The following is a 20,038-nucleotide window of genomic DNA, read 5'->3' on the forward strand; positions in this document are numbered from 1 at the left end:
GACGATTTCCTCACTCGGCTTCCGGGTGAGGAGTTTGCCTCAGGCGGTCTGTCCACGTATCATATGAGGTACCGCATTGTCCATGTCGAACGTTCCTGACTGCCTGCGCAGTACAATCGCCCACGATCTTTTTCGCGAGGCGGCCCTGAACGCCACCAATGAGGCCGCCTTTATTGAGTGTACCATTCACCAGGAAAGACGCGGCAGCGCCGCACTACTGATCGCGCTGTCGGTCCTTGTACTCTGCAGCCTGGTCTGGGCCGGGTTGCGTCCCATCGACCGCAGCTTTCCGGTGACCGGCCACGTGACGCTAATCGAGGCGGGGCCTGCCTTCACCTTCGCCTTGCCTCCGACGCTCACGAATGTGCCCCCCGCCGATCTGGCCCTGCGATTGGACCGGGGCGCGGGCTTTTTCGACCGGACGACATCTGCCCCGCTTCCGCTGGGGACGCTTTGGCGTGACCCCTCCACTGGGCAGCTCAATGCCCGCGTGTCCCTGCCGCCCTCCGTCGGGCAGGGTGCGACCGATGGCCATGTCACCGGGGCCCCTATCCGCTTAATAGACTTGGTCACGGGGCGCCGGTCATGAAGCATTTCGCCCGCCCGCATCTGCAACAAGACCGCGCCGACTGCGGCATCGTCAGCCTTGCTATCGTGTCGGATCTGTTGGGCCGCAAGACCGATCTGGCCATGCTCAAGGCGCGCTTTCCGACGCCCGCCGATGGGGCCAACCTGGTGGATCTGCTGGTCATCGCCGAACAGATCGGCATTCGCGGCAAGGCCCTGCGGGCGGAGCCTGCGCAGCTCGGGCAGCTCCGCACGCCCGCGATCCTGCATTTCGGTATGTATCATTTCGTGGTCCTCAAGCTGATGGAGGGGAACCGGTTTCACATCCAGGACCCCGCCTTCGGAGAATACACCCTCGGCTTCAGCGAGCTTTCGGCGCGCTTTACCGGCATCGTGGTGGAGTTCCGGCCCGGCAAGTCAAAGGTTGAGATCGGGCGGCTGTCGACACTGACCATTCCCTCGGTCCTGCGAGCCGTTCCCGATATCGGGCGCCGGTTGCTGGCAATCGCCGCCGTGGCCCTGGTGGCGCAGATCGGTCTTTTTCTGTTTCCGCTCTACATCAAAGCCTTCATTGAGCTGATCCTGCTACCGCGCAACGGCAGCCTGATCCTGCCCGCCCTGGCGCTGGCCGTTGGCGTGCTGGCCCTAGTGGCAGTCTTCAAGGCTTTCAAACGGCGTCTGACCGATCACCTGGTCGCGGATATGGATTATGTATTGGCGCGGTTTCTCAATCGCCTCGTCCTGCGCATGAATTTCCGCGTATTCGAGCGGAAATCGACCGGCACCCTCTCTGCCCATTTTGCCTCGCTCCGCTCCATTCGCCAGCTGATTTCGGATGGCTGTATTGATGCCGTTGTTGAAATATTCACCCTCAGCGTTCTTGTTGTGCTCTGCCTTGCCATTAACCTCTGGGTTGGCCTCGGCCTTTTGGTCCTGACGGTTGTTTATGTGGCAAGTGTGCTGACGATCATGGGCGCGCGCCATCACAAGCTGCGGCAATCGTCGATCCTGGATGCCATCGAAAATACCGCGCTGCGGGAAAACCTGCGCAACATTCAGGCGATCAAAATCCACGGCATGGAATCCGTCCGCGACCTGATATGGCAGACCAATTACCGCCGCGCCGCAGAATTCGTCGGAGGTCTGCGGCAGGTCGATGGCCGGGTCGAGCTTTGGGGGGATCTGTTGTTGGCCGTGGGACGGCTGTCAATCGTGGCTCTGGCCGGCGGGGCCTATCTGTCCGACGCGCTTACGCTCGGCGCTTTCTTCGCGATGTCCTTCTATCTGCTGCTGGTCACCGTCTCGCTGGCCTCGCTGACCCAGAAAATCGGACGCCTTTGGGACATCGACCTCTATCTCACGAATATCAGCGTCCTCGCGCTGGAGCCGCAGGACGCCATGTCTGACTTCGATCGTCCCGTGCGCTCCTCGGCCAACCGCCCGCAGTCAAAACCGGAGGCGGAATTCCTGCTGGACGTCCGTGGCCTGTCCTATCGGCATGCGCCCGACCTGCCCCGTGTTCTGCGCCGCGTCTGCCTTCAGGTCCGCCCCGGCGAGATTGTCTCGATCACCGGACCCTCGGGCGCGGGCAAGAGCACGCTGCTCAAGCTGCTGCTGGGGCTGTACCCGGTCGAGAAGGGCACGATCCACTGGCAGGGCGCACCCCTGCCCGGCTATACCCGCAAGCAATTGTCGGGCATTGCCAATGCGGTGATGCAGGAAGATCAGCTCTTCACCGGGACACTGCTGCAAAACATCACCAGCTTTTCCAGCCAGCCGGACATGGCCCGCGTGGCCGAGGCCTGTGAAATCGCCTGCGCAGATGACTTCATCGCCCGCACACGGGGCGGGCTCCATACGATCATTTCGGGCGGGTCCGTCACCCTGTCCGCGGGCGAGCGTCAGCGGCTGTTCCTGGCGCGTGCGCTCTATAGACAGGCCGCCATGCTGGTCCTTGATGAGTTCACCGGCAACCTGGACGGCGCGACCGAGGCCCGGATTTTCCAGAACCTGCGCCGCAAGGGCCTTACAGTTCTGATGACGGCGCACCGCGCCTCCACTATCGCCGAAGCGGATCGCGTGTTGCACCTCGACACCGATCAGCGCAGCCTGACGGAGGTAACCCCATGACCGCCGCCACCGGGGTCACGCCCGCCGCGCCCATTGCTCCGGCCTTCCCGGTCGACCTCGAACATGTGCTTGCCTGCGGGGTGATGCGCTTCTTTCCCCCGATGGAGGCCCGCGACGACACAGGCCGCCCGCTGCTTGAGGGGCGTTCTCTGCGGTGGCCGCCCGCCTCCTCCGACTATCGCCCCTGCAGCTATGCGGGGTCGCGTGACGGCCATGCGCACCTGATGAATGTCGCCGCGCTGCGGCAGTTCCTGGCCCACAAGCAGACGGCCCTCGACTGGCTGGCGGCGCTGTCACGGGCCCGTCGGGCGCAGGTCGGGCACGGCAATCGGGCATTGCATCTGCTACGCACCACCCATGCGGCCTATCACGCGCCCAAGGCTTGGCTGTTGACCGCGACGCCCGATGGCCCCTTGTCACCGCCGCCCAGCATCGCGGGGGCGGCCAAGGTCGCCCATGGTATCTATGAGGGCACGCTCGGCTTCCTGCACCGGCACGGGCTGGCGGCGGGCCAGGCGCTGACCGCGCACGACCTGGCCCGCGATGCCGAGATCTCGGGCCAGCTGATCGGCCGCAAGGAAGTCTGCGCAGGCCCGCCAGAGATGATAGCCACGGTCATCGCCCTGATGCTCGACCCGCCGGAGCCCTATGCCACCGCCGAAACCAACCCGCCGGACAACGCTCCAACCGCCGAAGAGGTGACCAACCTCGCGCAGTTGCTGTGGCAGGCCGAGACGATGGCACAGGCCAATGCCTATGGTGCGCTGACCGGCCGGACGCCGCCCCAGGATGCCTGCGCCAAAGTCGACCTGTCGCCCTATGTGCGCGTCACCTTTCCCAATGCCCTCGAACCTGTGCTGGCGGTGATGAACGGGCGCGCGCCTGCGGTCGGACTGCTGAGGGCCTATGGCTTTCCCCAGGCCGAAGATGTACGTAGCGCCGCGCCTGTCCTGTCGGCGCTGGCCACCGCGCGGACTGTGCTGTTGCTGCCGCCACGTGCGCCCGAGCTGGCAGCGATGGTCCCCCATCTGCGCCGTCAGAGCGTCGCAGCCATCGCCACGCTCGACCACCAGCTTGCCGCGCTGTCGCGCTACGCCCTGACCACGGTGGCGGCGGATGCGCGCCTGCTGGACCTATTCTTCGGACCTCTGAACACCGCACCACAACGCCTCAGCAAAGAGCGATCATGACCCAGATCACCCCCCCTGCCCCAACCTCCGGCGCCCCGTCGTCTGGCCATATCTGGCGCCCGCCCGCGCGCATCCGGGTCAAGGCGTTCGGCCTGCACTGGAAAGAATCCTGCCTTCTGGCCGCGCCCATCGTCACCGATGACGGCACGCCCGTGGGCGTCCGCCCCCTAGGCGGCAGCCTGACCTTCGGCGAGCCTTGGCAAGACGCCCTCCGCCGTGAATTCCAGGAAGAGCTTGGCGTCACCCTTGCCACTATCGCGCGCCCCCGCGTGATCGAGAATATCTTCACCCATGGGGGCGCCCTGGGCCATGAGATTGTCTTTGTCGCCGATGTAACCTTTGCCGATGGCGCCTATGCCGATGGCGACAGCCTGACCTTTACCGAAAGCGACGGGATGCAGCATGTCGCCCGTTGGTATGACCTGCGGGCCATTCGCGCAGGCGACCACCGGTTGTTGCCCACCGCGCTCGAAACCCTGCTGTTGCGACAGGAGGGCCTATGACAGACCCATCCCTCGCCGATGCCCTGCCAGAGGTTCTGACCGAGGCGTTCGGCGACCGTCTGCTGCATGCCGCTCTCACCGGCTCCCATGCCATGGGGTTCGACAATCGTCATTCCGACGTTGATGTGGTCGCCATCTGCCGCGCCACCAGGGAGACCCCCGCCGAGGGGTATCGCGCGCTCCGCTGTGGGGATCGCACCGTCGAGACCTGGGTTCTGACCCCCGACGCGTTGGACCAGATCGAGACGCAGGCGCGCCGCGAGGTGCCCACGGTCGGCGCCATTCGTCGGGCGGGCAAGATCGCCCATGGTGTCCCCGTGGTGCACACCACCGCCAGCGCGGCGCTGATGTGGGATGCCGACCGGATCGCGGCCCTCCGCCTGCCCGCCCATCGCGGGTTCAAGACGGTGGCGTTGAACGAATACTGGGATCTCGCCGGGGCCCGGCAGGCGAGCGATATCTCCTATGGGGTCGAGGCGGCCAATCGCCTCGTCGGCTCCGAGTTGAATGCGTTGCTGGTGCTGCTGGGTGACCTGACTGCCAAACGCAAGCGCTTTGCCGCGCGGCTGCTCCGGGCCGCCCCCGAGGCCGCCGTCCTGGCCCGCTGCTATGATCGGCACATCACCCTTACAGAAGGTTCGCCGCCTCCTCGGGCAGAGACACGGCTCGCGCGGGTGATCGGCCTATTGGCCCATGTGCAATGCCTCTCAGCGGCGCTGGCCTTGGGGCGTGAGTTGTCCGCGACGGCCTGGGCCCGTCCCGACGGGCTGCCGGTCGCCGGCCCGATCTGCCTGTTTGCCTCAGAGCGTGCCTGTTTTGCCCTGTCCGAGGGCGGCAGCCTGTCGGTCGCGTCCTCGACGCTCGGGGCATTTCTGGACTCCGTCCTGTCGCCCGCCACGGGCCCTGCCGCCCCGCCGACGCCCGATGTCCGCGCCTTGGCCACCCACCTCGGGCTTCCCCTGCCCAGCCTTGGCCCCGCGCCCCTACCGGAGATCACACAATGACCTTGCGGATCGGCAAGACCCTGTTCGACATTCACGACGGCGGCCTCGCGCTCGAGGCCGCGATGGCGGATTACCTGGCACCAGATGCCTGTGACGTGGATGGCACCGCCACGACACAGATCACCTGTGTCCTTGTTCCCGGCCTGACCCATGACGCCCCCCCGGCGGGCGCAGCAGGCGAGGTTCGGCCAAAGAAAGGGTTTACCTATCAGCGCCGCCGCCTGGGCCCGCAATCCGTCTACCTGTCGGGGCAGGGCTATCACAACGACCGCCATATCGTGACGCAGACCGGCCGCCAGTTCACGCTGATCGCGGGCACGCGCCTGTACCTGATGCTAAATTGCCTGCGCCTGATGCGGGAAATCAGCCGCCGTGACTGGGATGACACGGGCGGGCACCTGCTCCATGCGGCGGCGGCGGTCGACTCCGATGGCCGCGCCTTGCTGATCATCGGCAACAAGGGCGCGGGCAAGTCCAGCCTGCTGATGCGTCTCTGTCAGTTGGGCTATCGCTACCTCAGCAACGACAAATGCCTCATCTCTCTGGATGGCTCCGGGGCGATGGAGGTCACCGAATGGCCCATGCCCGCGCGTCTCGGGACGGGAACGCTCTTGGCGGTGCTGGGCGCGGGGCGGAGGCTCGATTTCACCAGGCTGTCGCGCCCGCAAAAGCTGCGCCCCGAAGACAGCGCCGACCTCCGCATCAACCAGAAGGTCGAGCTGACCCGCCGCGAGATCCTGGACCACTTCGGCCTGCAAGGTGCCGGGTCGCGCCATGGGGTGGCGGGCTGCCTGTTTCCCGCCATTGACCCCCAGGGCGCCGCCGCAACCGTCCAGTCGGTGGCGGGCGCCGACCACCGCGCGGTGATTGTCGAGAACATCACCTGCCTGGATGACCATTACCCCGACGCTTGGCTGGGCCTGGGGCAGGCCGTCACACCGGCCCGTCGCGCGGCCCTGGCGGCGGCGCTGGCCGCGCTGCCCTGCCATCGAGTGGCGGGCGATTTCAACGGCCTTGGCCTTGACACCCTGCGCGCGGACCTGCCCGCCAAGACTCATGCTTGAGGCGGGCGCCATGGCTCTACCGCTGGTCGCGTCCCTCGTGCGGAGCGCGGCGCTCGGGCGCATGGCCCGGCGACTGATCGCCCCTGCCCGTGCCCGCCTGCCCGTACCGATGCAGGCCCGCAGACGCCTGACCATCGCCCTGCCCTGCCACGGCGAGCAGGCGATCGTTGCCCGAAGCCTGACCCACTTCCGCGCCTTGGAGCACCTCTTTGCCGGACAGATCCGGGTGCGCTACGTCACCAGCGCCCACGAGGCCCCCGCCGCCGATGGCCCCCACGAGGGGCGCTCGACCCGAGACCTGCTGTCCCAGTCCCTCCGGGCGGAGGAGGGAGACATCGCGCTCCTCCATGCGCCTGCCGGGGTGCGCAGCAAATCCGACAAGCTGAACCACCTGCTGCAAGGTGACCAGGTGCTGGCGCCCGACGATGCTTGGCTGGTGGTCTTTGACGCCGACGCCCGGCCCCCGTCCAGCCTGATCGCCGAGATGCTGACCACCGACACCGCCGGCGCGGACCTATGCCAGACGGTTCCCATCTATCCGGTACGCTCCGCTCGGAGCGCCGCCGAGGTTCTGCCATGGCTCCATTCCCTGGCCCATTTCGAGCGCAACCTGCTGATCGAGGCGGGCCTAGGCGGTCGCACCGGAACCCGCCTGATCCGGCCCGCCATGGGCAATGGGTTGATGATCCGAACCGGGGCGCTGCACCGGGTGGGCGGATTTCCGGCCCACAACGACGATGTTGCCCTGGGCTATCGGCTCGATTGGGTCGGCACGCCTCGGCGCATCCTGCGGGTGCCGCTGGTCAGCCCCGAACCGGCCGCGCCGCGCCTGTTGGTCAGCCAGTTCGTCCGGATCTTCCGGGCGGTCTACGGCATGGAGCGGGAGCGGCGCGCGATGCTCCCAACCAACCCGAGGCCAAACCCCGCCCGAGCACCCCACCTTCGCCTCTTGGGGTCCTATCTCGCAGATGGCGCTCCGGTCCTGCGCATCGCGGGCGGTCTGCTGCTGTGTCTGGCCTTGGCAGGTCCGGCACCCGGCGTGGCTGTCGCGCTGCTCTGCGGGGGGCTGCTAGGCGAGGCGCTGGTCTCGCTCACGCTGCTGGTGCTGCGGATACGCCTGTTGGAGGACACCATCGCCCCGCCTCGCCTGCGGGACTGGCTGCTGGCGCCCTTTGCCACGCTGACCGAAGCCGCCTTCCGCATCGCCATCACCGCAACTGTCTGGGTGGAACGTCGCCGCGGCGCCCCGGTCTTTGCCATCCACGAAAAGACTCCGCGATGAATTCCGCCCCGATCAAACCCCATATCATCATTCCCATGGCCGGACGCGGATCCCGGACACAGGATGGCTGGCCCGAGACCCCGAAGATGCTGATCCCAGTCAGTCCGGGGCTCGACATTCTGGATCTTGCGTTGGCCTTCCTGCCACGGCGGAGCCTCGCGGCGGTGACGCTGGTCTTCATCATCCTGCGCGAGCATGAGGCCCGCCTCGACCTATCGGCGCGGCTGCGGTCCCGCTGGCCTGCGGCGCAGATCCATATCGTGCCCGCCGTGCTGCCCGGTCAGCTTGCCACGACACTGGAGTATCTCACCTCCGATCAGGGGGCACCGGCCCGCGCCGCGCCTGTGCTTGTCCATAATTGTGACACCCTGGTGCGGTTTGACCTGAGCGCTGCCCTCGCCGGTCTCGACAGCGCCGCCTGTCGCGTCGTCTGCGCTGGCTCCCACGATCCGGCGCTCTGCTATGCCGAGGCGACCGCAGCGGGCCGGATTACAGCGCTGCTGGAAAAGACCGGGCGCATCACGCCCCATGCCTCGACAGGGACATATCTCTTTGCGACCGGCCAGATGCTGATCGAGGCGGGGGCGCAGGCCATCTCCGATCAACCCGATGCCGCCGAACATTTCATTTCGTCCGCCATCAACGGCCTGATCGCACGGAGCGACCCGGTTACCCTCCACCCCGCCGCCGGGTTCACCCCCCTCGGGACCACCCAACAGATCCGCGACTATCAGGAGCATTTGAGATGAAAGATATCCTTACCACTGACCGCATTGCCGTGTGCTGCGTCGGCCTCGGGCGCCACATGCTGCGCAGCCTGCTGCCCAATATCTTCGCCTCCGCCGATTTCGAGGTCGTGGCCGGGGTCGACCCCGACCCGCAGGCGCGCGCCCTCCTGGCGGAGCGGCTGCCCTCGGCGACACTCTATGCCGACATCGGGACCGCCCTGGCCGAGGGGCGTTTCGATCTGGTCGTGGTCGCCTCCGATCCCGATGTGCACTACAGCGTGTCGTCGGCGGCGCTGGCGGCGGGCAAGCATGTCTTCGTCGAAAAGCCCCCCGCCCTTGATTCCCATGGTTGCGCGGCACTGATCGACCAAGCGCGGCAAGCGCAGAGCACGCTCTTTGTGGGCACCATGTGGCGCTATGGGCGTGCCCGCAGCATCCTTGACACCTGGGTCGCCGAGCGGGACCTGCGGGTTGAGCGCATGGACATTCAGGCTTTCTTTCCCGAAGTCCTCGTACGGCCCGGCTGGGAGGACAGTCGACTGACCACGGCCTTTACCGACATGTTCATCCATCCCATCGACTATGCCGTCAGCTACCTTGGCGACGCGGAGGTCTCGCGCCAAGACATGCAGCAGGTGGACAACCGGGTCCATGCCCAAATCGTCCTAGCGGCGCCGGGCGGCCTGCGCGCGGATCTCAGCCTTTCGTCGGGTAGCTCGCTCTATGGCTCCCGGATCACGACGTATTATTCCGACGGGACGGTCGCGCAACTGGGCGATCTCAGCCAGTTGGAGGTGTTCCCCCCCGACACATGGTCGGGCACGCCGGGGACGTTGCGCGACCGTCCGGGGCTCAGCTGGGAACAGGGGCCGCTCTATCGGGGCTATGGCCGGATCGGCTATGCCGAGGAATTCGAGGCCCTAGCCCAGGTCATGCGCGGCACCCACCTAAAGCCGACCGTCGGGCCGGTCTCCGTCACCATGTCCATCCTGGAAACCTGTCTGGAGGCCGCCGGTTGACCGCCCCGTCCAATCGTTGGCACCTGCGGCGGCGCCGGATCGAAGAGCTGGCGGGGCTGTCGCCTGCCGAATGGGCCGATGGTCCCTATTCGATCCACCACCACCACCGCAGCGGTACGCGGGTCTTCGTCAAGGCGATGAACCGTGCGCTGCCGGGCTTTGGCAACGAAGTCGCGGCGGCCCGGATGCTGGTCGGATTGTCTCTGGCGGTGCCGGTCGTCGAGGTGATCGACGATCCGGCGGCGGGCTGCGCCATCATCTTCGCCCATCGCGACCTCAGCCCCCTTGGCACCGCCCCCGAGGACGCCCGCGCCATGGGGCGCGCCTTGCGGGGGCTGCACGACCACGGGGCCCGCACCCTCGCCGAGGATCCAGCCGCCTTCGGGACGCCTCCGGTCACCTTAGCCGAGGTCTTGGCACGCAGCATGTCGCGCCTGCCTCGCACCCACCCCGAGGCGCCCCGCCTGACCAGGCTAGCCACCCGCGCCCTGGCCGAGGACGGGCTTGCCGCCTATGGCGGGGCCTGTGCGCTGGTCCATGGCGATTTCGGGCTGCGAAATGTGGGCCGCCTGCCGGATGACACTCTGTGTGTCTTTGACTTCGAACATGCGCGCGCAGGCCATCCGATCCTGGATTTCGCCAAGCTCTGGGACCGGGAGCTGGCGGCACCGCCGCAGCGCGCGGCCTTTCTGGCGGGCTACGGCGACGGTTGCGCGGGGCTGCCGCTGACCGATGAGATGCTCTGGCCGGTCCGGCTCTGGGCGGTGATCGGCATCATGCTCTATTGCAGCCGGATCGAAGATGCCCACTTCCGCGCCCATGGCCAATCCCTGCTGGATCGCCTGGACCGGGAGGTCGCGCACCATGCCTAACGCCCTTACCAGCCCCGATTCCAGTTACGAAAACCGCATCCGCCCGGTCCTGCGCAACTGCGCCGTCTGGGCCTATCACAAGACCTACGCCCGCCGCGCCAATTATGAATGCGAGCGTATTGCTCTATCCCTGCTGGACGGCAGCGGGATCGCGCCCGCCCTGCTGCACAGCGACGGGGCCACCCTGACCCATACCATCGGCCATTGCCCCGGCACGCCCCTTGACCAGCTGCCCGATGCGCAGCGACAGGCCGCGCTACCGCAACTTTTCGGCCTGATCCGAAAGCTTCAGTCGATCCCGGCTGCGGGTGTTGGCCCCCTGGCCGATCCGCCGAGCACACGCGCAGGGACGGGCGCTGACACTTGGCGTAGTTATCTCGCCGCCAAGCTGCCCCAGCGGATCGGCGCGGTGCGGGGTCCGGCCAAGGCGGTCTCCCGGCTGCGCGACGCCCTGGCTGATGGGCTGACCCAGTTGGAGCCGCGCCTGCCCTGCGGCTTGCTCCACCATGATCTGAAACCGGCGAATGTGCTGCTCGGCGGGACCGGGCAGCTGACGCTGGTGGACTTCGATCAGGCCAAATGGGGCCCCGCCGTCAGCGACCTGGGCAAACTGGCCTGGCGGTTCGACCTGTGGCGGCGCCCCGCCGCACTGACGGGCCTGCGCACCACCTTCCCGGAGGTCATGCTGCCCGCGCTGCGCTTCCATTCCCTACTGCACATGATCGGAGCGCTAGATTACTACGCCACCTTTGGCACCCCCAGCTATCTGCCCCATGTCCACTCCGCCCTGACCCATATAGAGCGTCTGACCGGCGCCAAGCTGGAGGTTCCCCATGTCCGCGACTGAAACAGCCACACCCACCAGCGGGGTGCGGGTCGCGCTGCGCCGCGCGCTGCGGGCCATGGCCCAGGGCGATGCACTGGGCGGTTTCGTGGACAAGCGCTGCCGCAGCACGCTGTCCCCCGCTGACGCCGCCCTCCTCGAGGTGGCCCTGTCGGGCGGCCGCCCCGAAGATCCGCGCTTTGCCATCAGCGACGATACCATCCTACCGTTGCTGGCGCTGCGCACGGCCGGCCCGGCCGGGCATATCAACCGCGATGCCTACGCCGCGGCGCTGCGGGCCTCCGACAGCCGGGGGGGCTATCAGATCAACAAGCTGCGAGCCTGTCCCCGGCGCATTCCCCAGGCAGTGGATGGCGCCACCAATGGCGCCGTCCTGCGCAGTCTCGCCGCGGCCCACGCCGCTGGCCCCGATGCGCCGGGTGAACTGGTGTTCGAAACCGTCAAGCTGGTCTCGATTACCCATGGCGATCACAATGCGCTGACGGCTGCCGTTGTTTTCGGCCTGCTCTTCCAACGGGCCATGGCCGGGGACACTTTGGACGACGCCGTGATGCAGACCGTGCAGCTGGAGCGGGAGTTGCGCGACATCCTCGATGGCGGCGCGGCCTTCTGGTGCGCCCTGCGCAGCGCGCTGGAGCTGCGCGCCCGGGCGCGGGGTGTCGCCGACATGGCCGACCGGTTGGAACATTACATCGGCCTGCATGTGGGTGCCAATTCCTCGCCCGTCTTCGCCATCGCCATGGCGGCCTTCGGCTTTGGTCAGCCCGAGACCCTGTGCCAGACCATCCTGCGCCGCGCACCACGTTGGGACATTGATTCGACCGGGGCGATGCTGGCGGCGCTGCTCGGCGCCTTCGGAGATCCCTTGCCAACCACCCTGGGCGCGCAGCTGGTCGAGGATTGGTGCACCGCGAACGGGGCGCCTCACCTACTGCTGGCGGATAGGGCCGCCTGATGGCCGCGACTGTCACCCTGTTGATCCTGCGGAACCTGCCCCGGCGGGGGCAGGCGCTGCGCGCGTTGATCCGCCTGCTCAGCCAGCGCTGGCAGGGGGCGTCGGATGCGCCCCTCCATGTCAGCTGCGACACTGCGTCCGACTGGGCGCAGCGGGTCCTGACCCAGATGGCCAGCGGCAGCTCAGGGCGGCTGCGCCTGCTGTGGGTGACGGGCAAGACCCCGCTATCGGCCCTGGTGGGGCCCGGCGACGGGCCGCAGACGCTCGAACGGATCCGCAACACCCCGGACGGCGCACTGGTGATCACCCGCCGCCCGGTCCCGCGACCGATCCCCCCGGGCCTGCCGCTGCGCGCCTGTCCGGCGCTGTGGGCCAGGCCTGTCGCCAACCGGTCGCCCGACAGCGAAACATGTGACATGTGGCTGGATGGCGTCTTCACCGTACGGTCACACAACAGCGTCACGCGCCTGCCCTGCGGGCAGGTGCTCAAACGCTCCCGCAAGGCCGACCTCACGCAGGAGCGCTCCTGGTACGAGCACCTCTCGCCCGATCAGGCGCGCCTCGCCCTCTATCGCGGTCGCCGAGGCGATGGTTTGCTGTTGGAGCATGTCCCCTGGATGACCTTCGCCGAGGCGCTGCTCAGCGACCCCGGCATCACCCACCGGCTGCCCGAGGTTACGCGCCGCATGATCGCCCAGATGCGTGCGCTGTTCTGGAGCCGGGGCGACATCGCAACACCCCCGGCGGCACAGCGGGCCTCGGCGCGTATCATGCTCGTCACCAAGACCCGAAAGCGCCTGGAGACCCTGCTCACCGATCCCGAGCTTTCCCGCATGGCCGCACGGCCCCAATGGGTGAACGGCTGCCGCCTGCCGCCCTTCCGTGCTTTGGCCGACGCGCTATTGACCCGGCTCGAGCCTGTCGCCGACCGGCCGCTTTGGGGACATATCCACGGAGATTTCCACTTCTCAAACATCATGGTGTCGCTCGGCGGATCGCATCTGCGGCTGATTGACCCGCGCGGCGCCTTCGGGCAGGCCGCCGACCCGCGCGAGGGCGATGTGCGCTACGATCTGGCCAAGCTGCGTCATTCCTATCACTTTCAATACGATTGCTTTGCCCATGGGTTGTTCCGCCTGACCCCGCGCGGGCCGGACCGGTGGGAGCTGGACTTCCTGCCCTGGGTGGACCCGGCGATGGTTGCCGATCTTGACCACCTCCTGCAGGCGGAGGGAGGCCCGATCCGCGATATTTTTCTGATCGAGATGGCGTTGATCGCCTCCGCCCTGCCGATCCATGCAACCGACGGCACACGGGCGCGCGCCATGATGCTGCGCTGCTCCGAGATGTTGGCCGCTTTCATCGATACTGAAACCGAAATGGAGATCCCCCTTGCGGACCATCATGATCACTGGGGCCACTGGCCATCTCGGGGCTGCCTTGACACAGCGCTACCTTGACGATGGCTGGCAGGTCACCGGGGTCTCGCGCGGTGCGGCGGCCTGCGTCAACCCCCGATATACGCATCTGCGCTGCCCCGACTTCTCCGCTGCGCCCCTGTCGAAACGGCTCGGCGCCCATCTTAACAACGCCCGTAGCCCCTATGGCGCCTTTATCCACGCGGCAGCCACGGATGCGGGTGTCGGCCCCATCGATAGCCTGACTGACGCCGCCTGGGACCTGAACTGGTCGATCAACGTGCGCGCCGCGGCGACCATCCTGCGACACCTGTTGCCCGGCATGAAGGCCAAGGGCGGCGCCGTAGTTCTGGTCAGCTCCCAGGGAGCAGAGATGCCCTTGCGATATCTCGGCCCCTACTGCGTGACCAAGGCCGCGCTGTCCCATATGGCGCGCTGCTATGCTGCCGAGCTCCGGGCCGCCCCCGTAACCGTCAATGCGGTGGGCGTCACATTTGAGGGCGGCGTGAACGCCAAGCACCGTCGCCACAAGGTCGACCTCAACCTCCGCCGGTCGGCTGCGGCGGGCACGGCCAGCTATCCCGATGTGGCCGAGAACCTGGCGCTCTTTGAGATGCTAACCAGCCCCGAGGCGCGGCATATCTCGGGCCAGTATATCGAGGCCCACCGGGGCCAAGCCACCTGAGCCATGCCCCGCGCCCTCCTGACGCTGGATTTCTGGGACACGTTGGTGCGCTCGCGGGATCGCGGCGCCAGCCGTCGCAATCGCGCGGCCCTGCTGGCGCGCCTCTGGTCGATCCCGCCCGCGCTTGCCGCGCAGGAGATGGGGCGCTTTGGCGGGCGCGCCCATGCCACCCTGTCGGTTGAAGACCGCCTCCGCGACATCGCCCGGCGCCTCGACCGCCCCAGCGATAACGATGCCCTCCGCGATACGGCCCGGCGCCTCAGCGACAGCCTGCTGGATCAGCAGATGCACCTCAACGACTGGTTGCTGCGACGGTTGCCCCAGCTCGCTGCCGACCACAGGGTGGCCGTGGTCTCGAACACGGGATGGAGCGATGGGCAAACCTGCAGACGCCTCCTGGCCGAACGCTCCGGCCTTCCCCAGGACCCGATGCAGGGGCTGACCTGGATCGGGTCGGACGAGGTTGGCGCGGCCAAGCCGGACCCTGCGCCCTTTGACGCGGCGGCGCAGCTGGTGCCTGCGGGGACACCGCGCATTCACATCGGCGATTGCTCAGACCAGGACGTGCCGCGCAGCGCGTCCCGGTGGCAGACCCTGCTCTGTCAGACGCTGGTGACACGCCCCCTACCCCGCCCCCTGCCCTCAAGGATCGCGGGCTGTTTCGCGACCGAGGCAGAGTTTGACGTCCTGTTGCCACGAGTTCTGCACAGGGCAGGCCGCGCACGCCCCGTCTAGGGATGATATCGCGTGACCTGAGACCTTAAATCTCCTCCATTTTTGAGCAGGATCCGTCCCAAGTTTTGGAGATGGAAAATGAAGAAGTCACGGTTCAGCGAAGAACAGATCATCGGCATGATCAAGGAACAGGAAGGCGGCGTGCCCACAGCTGAGCTGTGCCGCAAGCACGGCATCAGCACAGCCTCTTTTTACAAATACAAATCAAAGTTCGGCGGCATGGATGTGTCAGATGCCCGGAGACTGAAGTCGCTGGAAGACGAGAACGCCAAGCTCAAGAAGCTGTTGGCCGAACAGATGTTAGACAATGCGATGCTTAAGGATGTCGCGTCGCGAAAGTGGTGACGCCCACCGAAAGGCGCAAAGCGGTGGTTCATCTGTGTGATCAGCACGGGGTGAGTCAGCGGCGGGCGTGTAATGTGCTGGCAGTTGATCGGTCGAGTGTGCGGTATTGCAGCACCCGGCCAGACGATGCCAAGCTACGCAAGGCCATGAAAGAAGTCGCTGCCGAACGGCGGCGTTTCGGCTACCGGCGCATTCACATCATGCTGGAGCGTCAAGGCTGCCGTATGAACCAAATTGGAGGCCGTCAAGCAAACGATCTGGGGGATCGTTTGTAGGCCGGAACGCTGCGGCGATTGTATCGCGAAGAAGGGCTTCAGGTGCGCAAACGTGGCGGAGGAAAGCGAGCGTTGGGCACACGACGTCCAATGGTCGTGCCAGAGACAATCAACGAGCGTTGGTCCTTGGACTTCGTGTCTGACGCCTTCACAGATGGACGCAAATTCCGCGTGCTGGCCGTGGTCGATGATTTTAGCCGGGAATGCTTGGCGCTTGTTCCGGACACATCGTTGTCGGGCGCACGGCTGACACGGGAGTTGGACGCGATCATTCAGGTGCGTGGGATGCCCACAACAATTGTCAGTGATAACGGAACAGAAATGACCAGTTCAGCTGTGCTCGAATGGTGCCAAAAAACCAAGATCGACTGGCACTATATCGCTCCGGGGAAGCCTACCCAGAACGCCTTCGTTGAAAGTTTCAACGGCAGTTTCCGGGACGAATGTCTGAACGAGACGCTGTTCTCATCCCTCGAAGAGGCCAAATCAGAGATCACAACATGGAAGGACGACTACAACCAAAACCGACCGCATTCGTCATTAGGCAACCTCACGCCAAACGAGTTCGTAGCCAAAATGACGTTGCAAAAGCAGGCCGCATGAGGCCAATAACCTATACGCGTGTCACTGTACCCTAATTAATCAGATTCTACGGATTGGACGCCTCTTCGGCGTTTTTTGTATCCTTAATTGCAATATATCCACAGGCATCGGCGTCAGTGGCTGACACAGCCTTGGCTTTTCCAGATTGTATCGGCTCGCGCCAGAAGCGCCTGACGATCTGCATTGAGACCGAGCTCAGAGATGGCCTGACGAGCTGCCTGCAAGGCACCTTCGGACGCAACTGGTCGGATTGCTATGACTGCTTCTTGCTTTGGTGCAGCCTCTGCTTTCTGTTGGCGCGGAAGACGTCTCTCGAGGTCCTGCGACAGCTTGCGCACCTTCTCCATCAACCGTCGGTGTTGAGGAAAGGCGCGGCGAAGTTCCCAGAACGCTCTGTCGTTTCCGCACATTAGGATCGCTGCGCCCAACAACGGACGGTTTGTGCACACTTCGATTGCTGCGAGTGCCTCTGATCTTTGCAACTTGTACCGAGACGCGAACGAGGCAGGATATTCCAAACCGAGTATCTTCAGAACAGCGAACGTACGGCCAATCCGGCGCATGCGTCTGAGATCGTTCGCTTGAACCGCGGTCTTCAGCACTGCTGCGCCGCGAGCAGCGCGGAGGCGCAGCCTGTCTGATAGACCATCTGACGGATGCCGCGCCACAAGGGTTTGACCACAGTTTCCGCAGGTCAGCGACCAGGCGAAACGCCAGTGCCGTAAGATCACTCCCGGCCTCTGATCCCTACAGCTTTCGCAAATCTGGAAGTCGTCATGCGATATGCATTGCATGGGTAAATGCGTCGTGTCCGGAAGAGTCATTGCCTCGATCTCATCCTGGGTCCGTTGAACCACCGAACAGAGGCGAGCCCAGTTCACCTGTCGGAGATCTTTCATAAGCTCCGGCACCCTACCCTGCCCCAATCCGAGATAGCCGCAGAAGTCTTCGACAGAACAATGATTGGCCTGGGCCAATCGCCTGATCCAGCTCGAGAGCAGTTCGTCGCGTACCGGCAGCGGACGACGCGGTAACGGTTTGAGGATCACCCAAACTCCGCCATGGGCTGACGCGGAATGCTCCAGGCGTGCTTTGCCCATATTGGCTGCCAGGACTGAACCGCCTCGTCAGTGATCCGTTCCTCACCCATCTCGATTGCTTCAACGGTTAAAGACTTGATCATGATGAACACGCGCGAGGTGACACCGCCGGTCACCTTCAGGATCGTCCGAAGCGAAGCAACCATCAGACCTGACCGCTGCTCGAGCGCCATCGCGGCAATCAGCGTCTGGATGAGTCGAGAGAACTCAATGTCGTCGTCCCAAAGCGGCAGGTAGTGTTCGTCTAGCCGACGGGCCAATTGATCGTCACCGCGGACGGCCTCGAGGGCTTCGTTGACACCGAAGACGACCAGTGACGCGCACAGATCATTGGCCAAGAAGCGTAGCATGTTCAGGAACCGACGTTGCTCACGGTAACTGCCCGCAAGCAGGTTGTGCACTTCGTCGATCATCAGCATCTTTAAGTCCATGTCTCGTAAATGGCTGAGGGCACGGATCTCAAGTTCGGACACGGTATGACGTCCCCACATCGGCGCTCCGATCGTCGACAGGATATGCTGATAGAACCGTCGCTCGTCCGGGGCCGGCGGCGCCTGAACCAGCAGGATGGGGGTCTTCGTGATGCCCAGCTCAGCGTTGTATTGTGTCGGATACTTGCTGGCCATCCGCTTGGCGATCATCGTCTTGCCGATGCCGGAACTTCCATAGACCATTAGGCCAGGCATCCGGCTTTGCCGCGATATTTCCATCAAGGATGTCAATCGGTTGAGAACAATCGTGGCGCGGTCGAATGCGATCCAGTGATCGCTGCGGATGCGGTCAATTCTTTCGTCTGGGGTCATCAAACTCTTCAATCGGATAGGTGGGAAGGTCAGGGTTGCCTGTGTCGATCGCAAACATCTCCCGGGATGGATCGCGGCGCGGCTGGTGCTTGGGAAGCCGCATCTCGCGTTCGCTTTCAAGTCGTGCCGTCCTTGTCTTTTGGCGCGCCGCCTCGGCCAGTCGTCTCTGCGCGTCGATCACCTGGAACAGGGCCTTCTCATTGATCCGACCGCCATGCTTGTCCTGCCATTCTTTCCGTGCCCGACGACTTTCCCATAGCGATATTCGCGGGTGGCTCAGATCACGATACCGCGCCGGGATCATGCGGCCATCATCGACGAGGACCCGGACCTGCGACAGATCCCTCGGGTCGTACTTCACCTGCACCTTGCCCTGCCCGCGTCCGACCAACGACGCGAAGATGTCGCTCCAGTAGTGCACCCCAAAAAGCGTGATCCCGGTACGCCCGAGTTGGCGCCACTCGAATGGCAGGAAGCTGATCCGGAAGGCTTCGACGTCAACGACCTGCCGTCCCGCGGTATCTCCACCCAAGTCAGCCCAGGTAGCCAGCGGCGTTCGACCGAGTGCCTCGTGACGCGTATTGTGGTAGCGACAAATCTCCAGATGAAGCCAGTCTTCGAACTCCGCCAAGGTCAATGCCGCATGTTTCTCGCTGTCGTAGTCGCCCTTCTCGGCCGCCGAATACTGTGTGGTTCCGGGCAGCACATGAACAGCCCCCATGGCCGTCCCAATCAGACGTTCGATGTGACCACCGAAGTGTGTTGCACCAGGCGCGCGGTACTCGACGGCGATGCCCCAATCTTCGCATGCCGATGAGAACGCCTCGCTATGGAACTCCTGGGCGTTGTCGACATGGATTGCCTTCGGGATACCGGACGTTGGCCAGACTAACTCTTCCAGCGTCCCGGGGACGTGGACTGATTTCCGGCGCACGCAGTGATCGAGGCAAAGCGCGATAGACAAGACCGACGGCGCATCAAAGCTGACAAAGGCCCCAAGAACGATCCGGGTCGCGACATCGATTGCGACCGTCAAATAGGGGCGCGCAAGCGGTCGCCGATCCACGTGATCGACCAAAATGATATCTGCCAAAGTGTGATCGATCTGAACGACATCCAGCGGCGTTCCGACTGCAAGCCGACCGGGACGCGCTGCAAAGGTCGTGATCGCCTCCTTTGCGCCATGGCGCTTTCGGACAACCTCTTTCTCATCCATTGCATCGAGCCGAGCTTTCACTGTCTTTCGCGTCGGAGGCTGAAAACCCTTCGCCTCACATTCCGAACGGATCTCCCGCCAGATGCGCAAAAAGCTCGAACGCTCGCGGACGAGATAGTAGCGTCGCAGGCTCGCATCGATAATGTCTTCAACTTCTCGCGCGATCCGTTTCGACCCCAGTTTCGGCCCGCGGCGCGAGAGCTCCAGCGCCGCAGCCCGCCCGTCATTTTCGCGCAAACGGTGGTAAAGCGACCAGGTATGGCTTTTCGCCAAACCCAGTTCCCAGGCGGCATCTCCGATTACAGCACTGATCGGCTCACCCCTCTTTTCAAGCTCCAGGATCGGGCGGAGGACCGAAGCTCGATGTTTTGCAAGACGTTCGCTGACCAAGCCAATCCCCTACCCCGACTGGTCAGCACTTATCCACAGAGCTGACTGTATGCTAATTAAAGGTACAGTATGGTAATAAACGGTACAATATGAAAATAAAGGGTACAACAAGCTCCTGAAAACAAACGATAATTTCAAGCGCGATTCTGATTAATTAGGGTACAGTGACAACCGGCGTCAGATCCTCGCGCTCGCGCAAGGCGACTGGATCAAGGCCCGCGAACAAATCATCCTTACTGGCCAAACCGGCACCGGCAAGACCTGGCTTGCCTGCGCCTTCGCCCACCAGGCCGCACGTCTGGATCATTCC

The 20,038-nt window shown here is 64.8% G+C and carries 19 protein-coding genes and 1 pseudogene; 17 read left to right on the forward strand and 3 right to left on the reverse strand.

Going from position 1 to position 20,038, the window contains the following annotated elements; translation table 11 throughout:
- Window positions 1–82: 82 nt before the first annotated feature.
- The 16 genes and pseudogenes from ACG74X_RS19605 to ACG74X_RS19680 all read left to right on the forward strand — a co-directional run bounded on the left by ACG74X_RS19605 (window position 83) and on the right by ACG74X_RS19680 (window position 16,219).
- Window positions 83–589, forward strand: coding sequence for a hypothetical protein (locus ACG74X_RS19605; protein ID WP_411237013.1), 507 nt, complete (start codon window positions 83–85; stop codon window positions 587–589).
- Window positions 586–2,697 carry a peptidase domain-containing ABC transporter gene (locus tag ACG74X_RS19610; protein ID WP_411237014.1) on the forward strand — a complete coding sequence of 704 codons (2,112 nt, stop codon included), beginning with the start codon at window positions 586–588 and terminating at the stop codon, window positions 2,695–2,697. The genes ACG74X_RS19605 and ACG74X_RS19610 overlap by 4 nt, the downstream gene beginning before the upstream one ends.
- On the forward strand, window positions 2,694–3,887 hold the full coding sequence (locus ACG74X_RS19615) for a hypothetical protein (protein WP_411237015.1): 1,194 nt from the start codon (window positions 2,694–2,696) through the stop codon (window positions 3,885–3,887). Before ACG74X_RS19610 ends, ACG74X_RS19615 begins: the two co-directional genes overlap by 4 nt.
- Complete coding sequence (locus tag ACG74X_RS19620; protein WP_411237016.1) at window positions 3,884–4,390, forward strand: NUDIX hydrolase; 507 nt, start codon at window positions 3,884–3,886, stop codon at window positions 4,388–4,390. Before ACG74X_RS19615 ends, ACG74X_RS19620 begins: the two co-directional genes overlap by 4 nt.
- On the forward strand, window positions 4,387–5,394 hold the full coding sequence (locus tag ACG74X_RS19625) for a hypothetical protein (protein WP_411237017.1): 1,008 nt from the start codon (window positions 4,387–4,389) through the stop codon (window positions 5,392–5,394). Before ACG74X_RS19620 ends, ACG74X_RS19625 begins: the two co-directional genes overlap by 4 nt.
- The gene (locus ACG74X_RS19630) at window positions 5,391–6,458 is read left to right on the forward strand and encodes a hypothetical protein (RefSeq protein WP_411237018.1); all 1,068 of its coding nucleotides are present in this window, start codon (window positions 5,391–5,393) and stop codon (window positions 6,456–6,458) included. Before ACG74X_RS19625 ends, ACG74X_RS19630 begins: the two co-directional genes overlap by 4 nt.
- 10 nt (window positions 6,459–6,468) lie before the next feature.
- A complete protein-coding gene (locus ACG74X_RS19635) occupies window positions 6,469–7,740 on the forward strand; it encodes a hypothetical protein (protein WP_411237019.1) in 1,272 nt (423 codons plus the stop codon).
- Window positions 7,737–8,489, forward strand: a complete 753-nt coding sequence (locus tag ACG74X_RS19640; protein WP_411237020.1) for a hypothetical protein — start codon at window positions 7,737–7,739, stop codon at window positions 8,487–8,489. Before ACG74X_RS19635 ends, ACG74X_RS19640 begins: the two co-directional genes overlap by 4 nt.
- Window positions 8,486–9,487 carry a Gfo/Idh/MocA family protein gene (locus ACG74X_RS19645; protein WP_411237021.1) on the forward strand — a complete coding sequence of 334 codons (1,002 nt, stop codon included), beginning with the start codon at window positions 8,486–8,488 and terminating at the stop codon, window positions 9,485–9,487. Before ACG74X_RS19640 ends, ACG74X_RS19645 begins: the two co-directional genes overlap by 4 nt.
- Window positions 9,484–10,359, forward strand: a complete 876-nt coding sequence (locus ACG74X_RS19650) for a phosphotransferase family protein (protein WP_411237022.1) — start codon at window positions 9,484–9,486, stop codon at window positions 10,357–10,359. Before ACG74X_RS19645 ends, ACG74X_RS19650 begins: the two co-directional genes overlap by 4 nt.
- The gene (locus ACG74X_RS19655) at window positions 10,307–11,206 is read left to right on the forward strand and encodes an aminoglycoside phosphotransferase family protein (protein ID WP_411237023.1); all 900 of its coding nucleotides are present in this window, start codon (window positions 10,307–10,309) and stop codon (window positions 11,204–11,206) included. The genes ACG74X_RS19650 and ACG74X_RS19655 overlap by 53 nt, the downstream gene beginning before the upstream one ends.
- On the forward strand, window positions 11,193–12,158 hold the full coding sequence (locus ACG74X_RS19660; protein ID WP_411237024.1) for an ADP-ribosylglycohydrolase family protein: 966 nt from the start codon (window positions 11,193–11,195) through the stop codon (window positions 12,156–12,158). Before ACG74X_RS19655 ends, ACG74X_RS19660 begins: the two co-directional genes overlap by 14 nt.
- Window positions 12,158–13,618 (forward strand): hypothetical protein, encoded by a 1,461-nt coding sequence (locus ACG74X_RS19665; RefSeq protein ID WP_411237025.1) that lies wholly within the window; start codon window positions 12,158–12,160, stop codon window positions 13,616–13,618. Before ACG74X_RS19660 ends, ACG74X_RS19665 begins: the two co-directional genes overlap by 1 nt.
- Window positions 13,599–14,261, forward strand: coding sequence for an SDR family oxidoreductase (locus tag ACG74X_RS19670; protein WP_411237026.1), 663 nt, complete (start codon window positions 13,599–13,601; stop codon window positions 14,259–14,261). The genes ACG74X_RS19665 and ACG74X_RS19670 overlap by 20 nt, the downstream gene beginning before the upstream one ends.
- 3 nt (window positions 14,262–14,264) lie before the next feature.
- The gene (locus ACG74X_RS19675; RefSeq protein WP_411237027.1) at window positions 14,265–14,996 is read left to right on the forward strand and encodes an HAD family hydrolase; all 732 of its coding nucleotides are present in this window, start codon (window positions 14,265–14,267) and stop codon (window positions 14,994–14,996) included.
- Between the two features lie 78 nt (window positions 14,997–15,074).
- A pseudogene (locus ACG74X_RS19680) lies at window positions 15,075–16,219 on the forward strand (IS3 family transposase).
- 113 nt (window positions 16,220–16,332) lie between these two features.
- On the opposite strand, the gene ACG74X_RS19685 reads toward ACG74X_RS19680, so the two are convergent.
- The 3 genes from ACG74X_RS19685 to ACG74X_RS19695 are packed head-to-tail and all read right to left on the reverse strand — an operon-like array spanning window position 16,333 to window position 19,728.
- Window positions 16,333–17,319, reverse strand: coding sequence for a TniQ family protein (locus tag ACG74X_RS19685; RefSeq protein ID WP_411237028.1), 987 nt, complete (start codon window positions 17,317–17,319; stop codon window positions 16,333–16,335).
- Window positions 17,265–18,122: a TniB family NTP-binding protein gene (locus ACG74X_RS19690; protein WP_411237029.1), complete on the reverse strand. Its 858-nt coding sequence runs from the start codon at window positions 18,120–18,122 to the stop codon at window positions 17,265–17,267. The genes ACG74X_RS19685 and ACG74X_RS19690 overlap by 55 nt, the downstream gene beginning before the upstream one ends.
- A complete protein-coding gene (locus ACG74X_RS19695) occupies window positions 18,100–19,728 on the reverse strand; it encodes a transposase (protein WP_411237030.1) in 1,629 nt (542 codons plus the stop codon). Before ACG74X_RS19695 ends, ACG74X_RS19690 begins: the two co-directional genes overlap by 23 nt.
- 181 nt (window positions 19,729–19,909) lie before the next feature.
- On the opposite strand from ACG74X_RS19695, the gene ACG74X_RS19700 reads away from it, so the two are divergent.
- On the forward strand, window positions 19,910–20,038 hold a 129-nt coding region (locus ACG74X_RS19700), incomplete at its 3' end, for an ATP-binding protein (RefSeq protein ID WP_411237033.1).

Origin of the sequence: Marivita sp. S0852 (assembly GCF_046591575.1) — a bacterium.
In the GTDB taxonomy this organism is placed as follows: Bacteria; Pseudomonadota; Alphaproteobacteria; order Rhodobacterales; family Rhodobacteraceae; genus Marivita.

Bases quoted from the DNA above. Each gene is read 5' to 3' on its own strand.
- ACG74X_RS19605 (WP_411237013.1), top strand. From the start codon at position 83: ATGTCGAACGTTCCTGACTGCCTGCGCAGTACAATCGCCCACGATCTT.
- ACG74X_RS19610 (WP_411237014.1), top strand. From the start codon at position 586: ATGAAGCATTTCGCCCGCCCGCATCTGCAACAAGACCGCGCCGACTGC.
- ACG74X_RS19615 (WP_411237015.1), top strand. From the start codon at position 2,694: ATGACCGCCGCCACCGGGGTCACGCCCGCCGCGCCCATTGCTCCGGCC.
- ACG74X_RS19620 (WP_411237016.1), top strand. From the start codon at position 3,884: ATGACCCAGATCACCCCCCCTGCCCCAACCTCCGGCGCCCCGTCGTCT.
- ACG74X_RS19625 (WP_411237017.1), top strand. From the start codon at position 4,387: ATGACAGACCCATCCCTCGCCGATGCCCTGCCAGAGGTTCTGACCGAG.
- ACG74X_RS19630 (WP_411237018.1), top strand. From the start codon at position 5,391: ATGACCTTGCGGATCGGCAAGACCCTGTTCGACATTCACGACGGCGGC.
- ACG74X_RS19635 (WP_411237019.1), top strand. From the start codon at position 6,469: ATGGCTCTACCGCTGGTCGCGTCCCTCGTGCGGAGCGCGGCGCTCGGG.
- ACG74X_RS19640 (WP_411237020.1), top strand. From the start codon at position 7,737: ATGAATTCCGCCCCGATCAAACCCCATATCATCATTCCCATGGCCGGA.
- ACG74X_RS19645 (WP_411237021.1), top strand. From the start codon at position 8,486: ATGAAAGATATCCTTACCACTGACCGCATTGCCGTGTGCTGCGTCGGC.
- ACG74X_RS19655 (WP_411237023.1), top strand. From the start codon at position 10,307: ATGGCCAATCCCTGCTGGATCGCCTGGACCGGGAGGTCGCGCACCATG.
- ACG74X_RS19660 (WP_411237024.1), top strand. From the start codon at position 11,193: ATGTCCGCGACTGAAACAGCCACACCCACCAGCGGGGTGCGGGTCGCG.
- ACG74X_RS19665 (WP_411237025.1), top strand. From the start codon at position 12,158: ATGGCCGCGACTGTCACCCTGTTGATCCTGCGGAACCTGCCCCGGCGG.
- ACG74X_RS19675 (WP_411237027.1), top strand. From the start codon at position 14,265: ATGCCCCGCGCCCTCCTGACGCTGGATTTCTGGGACACGTTGGTGCGC.
- ACG74X_RS19685 (WP_411237028.1), bottom strand. From the start codon at position 17,319: ATGGGCAAAGCACGCCTGGAGCATTCCGCGTCAGCCCATGGCGGAGTT.
- ACG74X_RS19690 (WP_411237029.1), bottom strand. From the start codon at position 18,122: ATGACCCCAGACGAAAGAATTGACCGCATCCGCAGCGATCACTGGATC.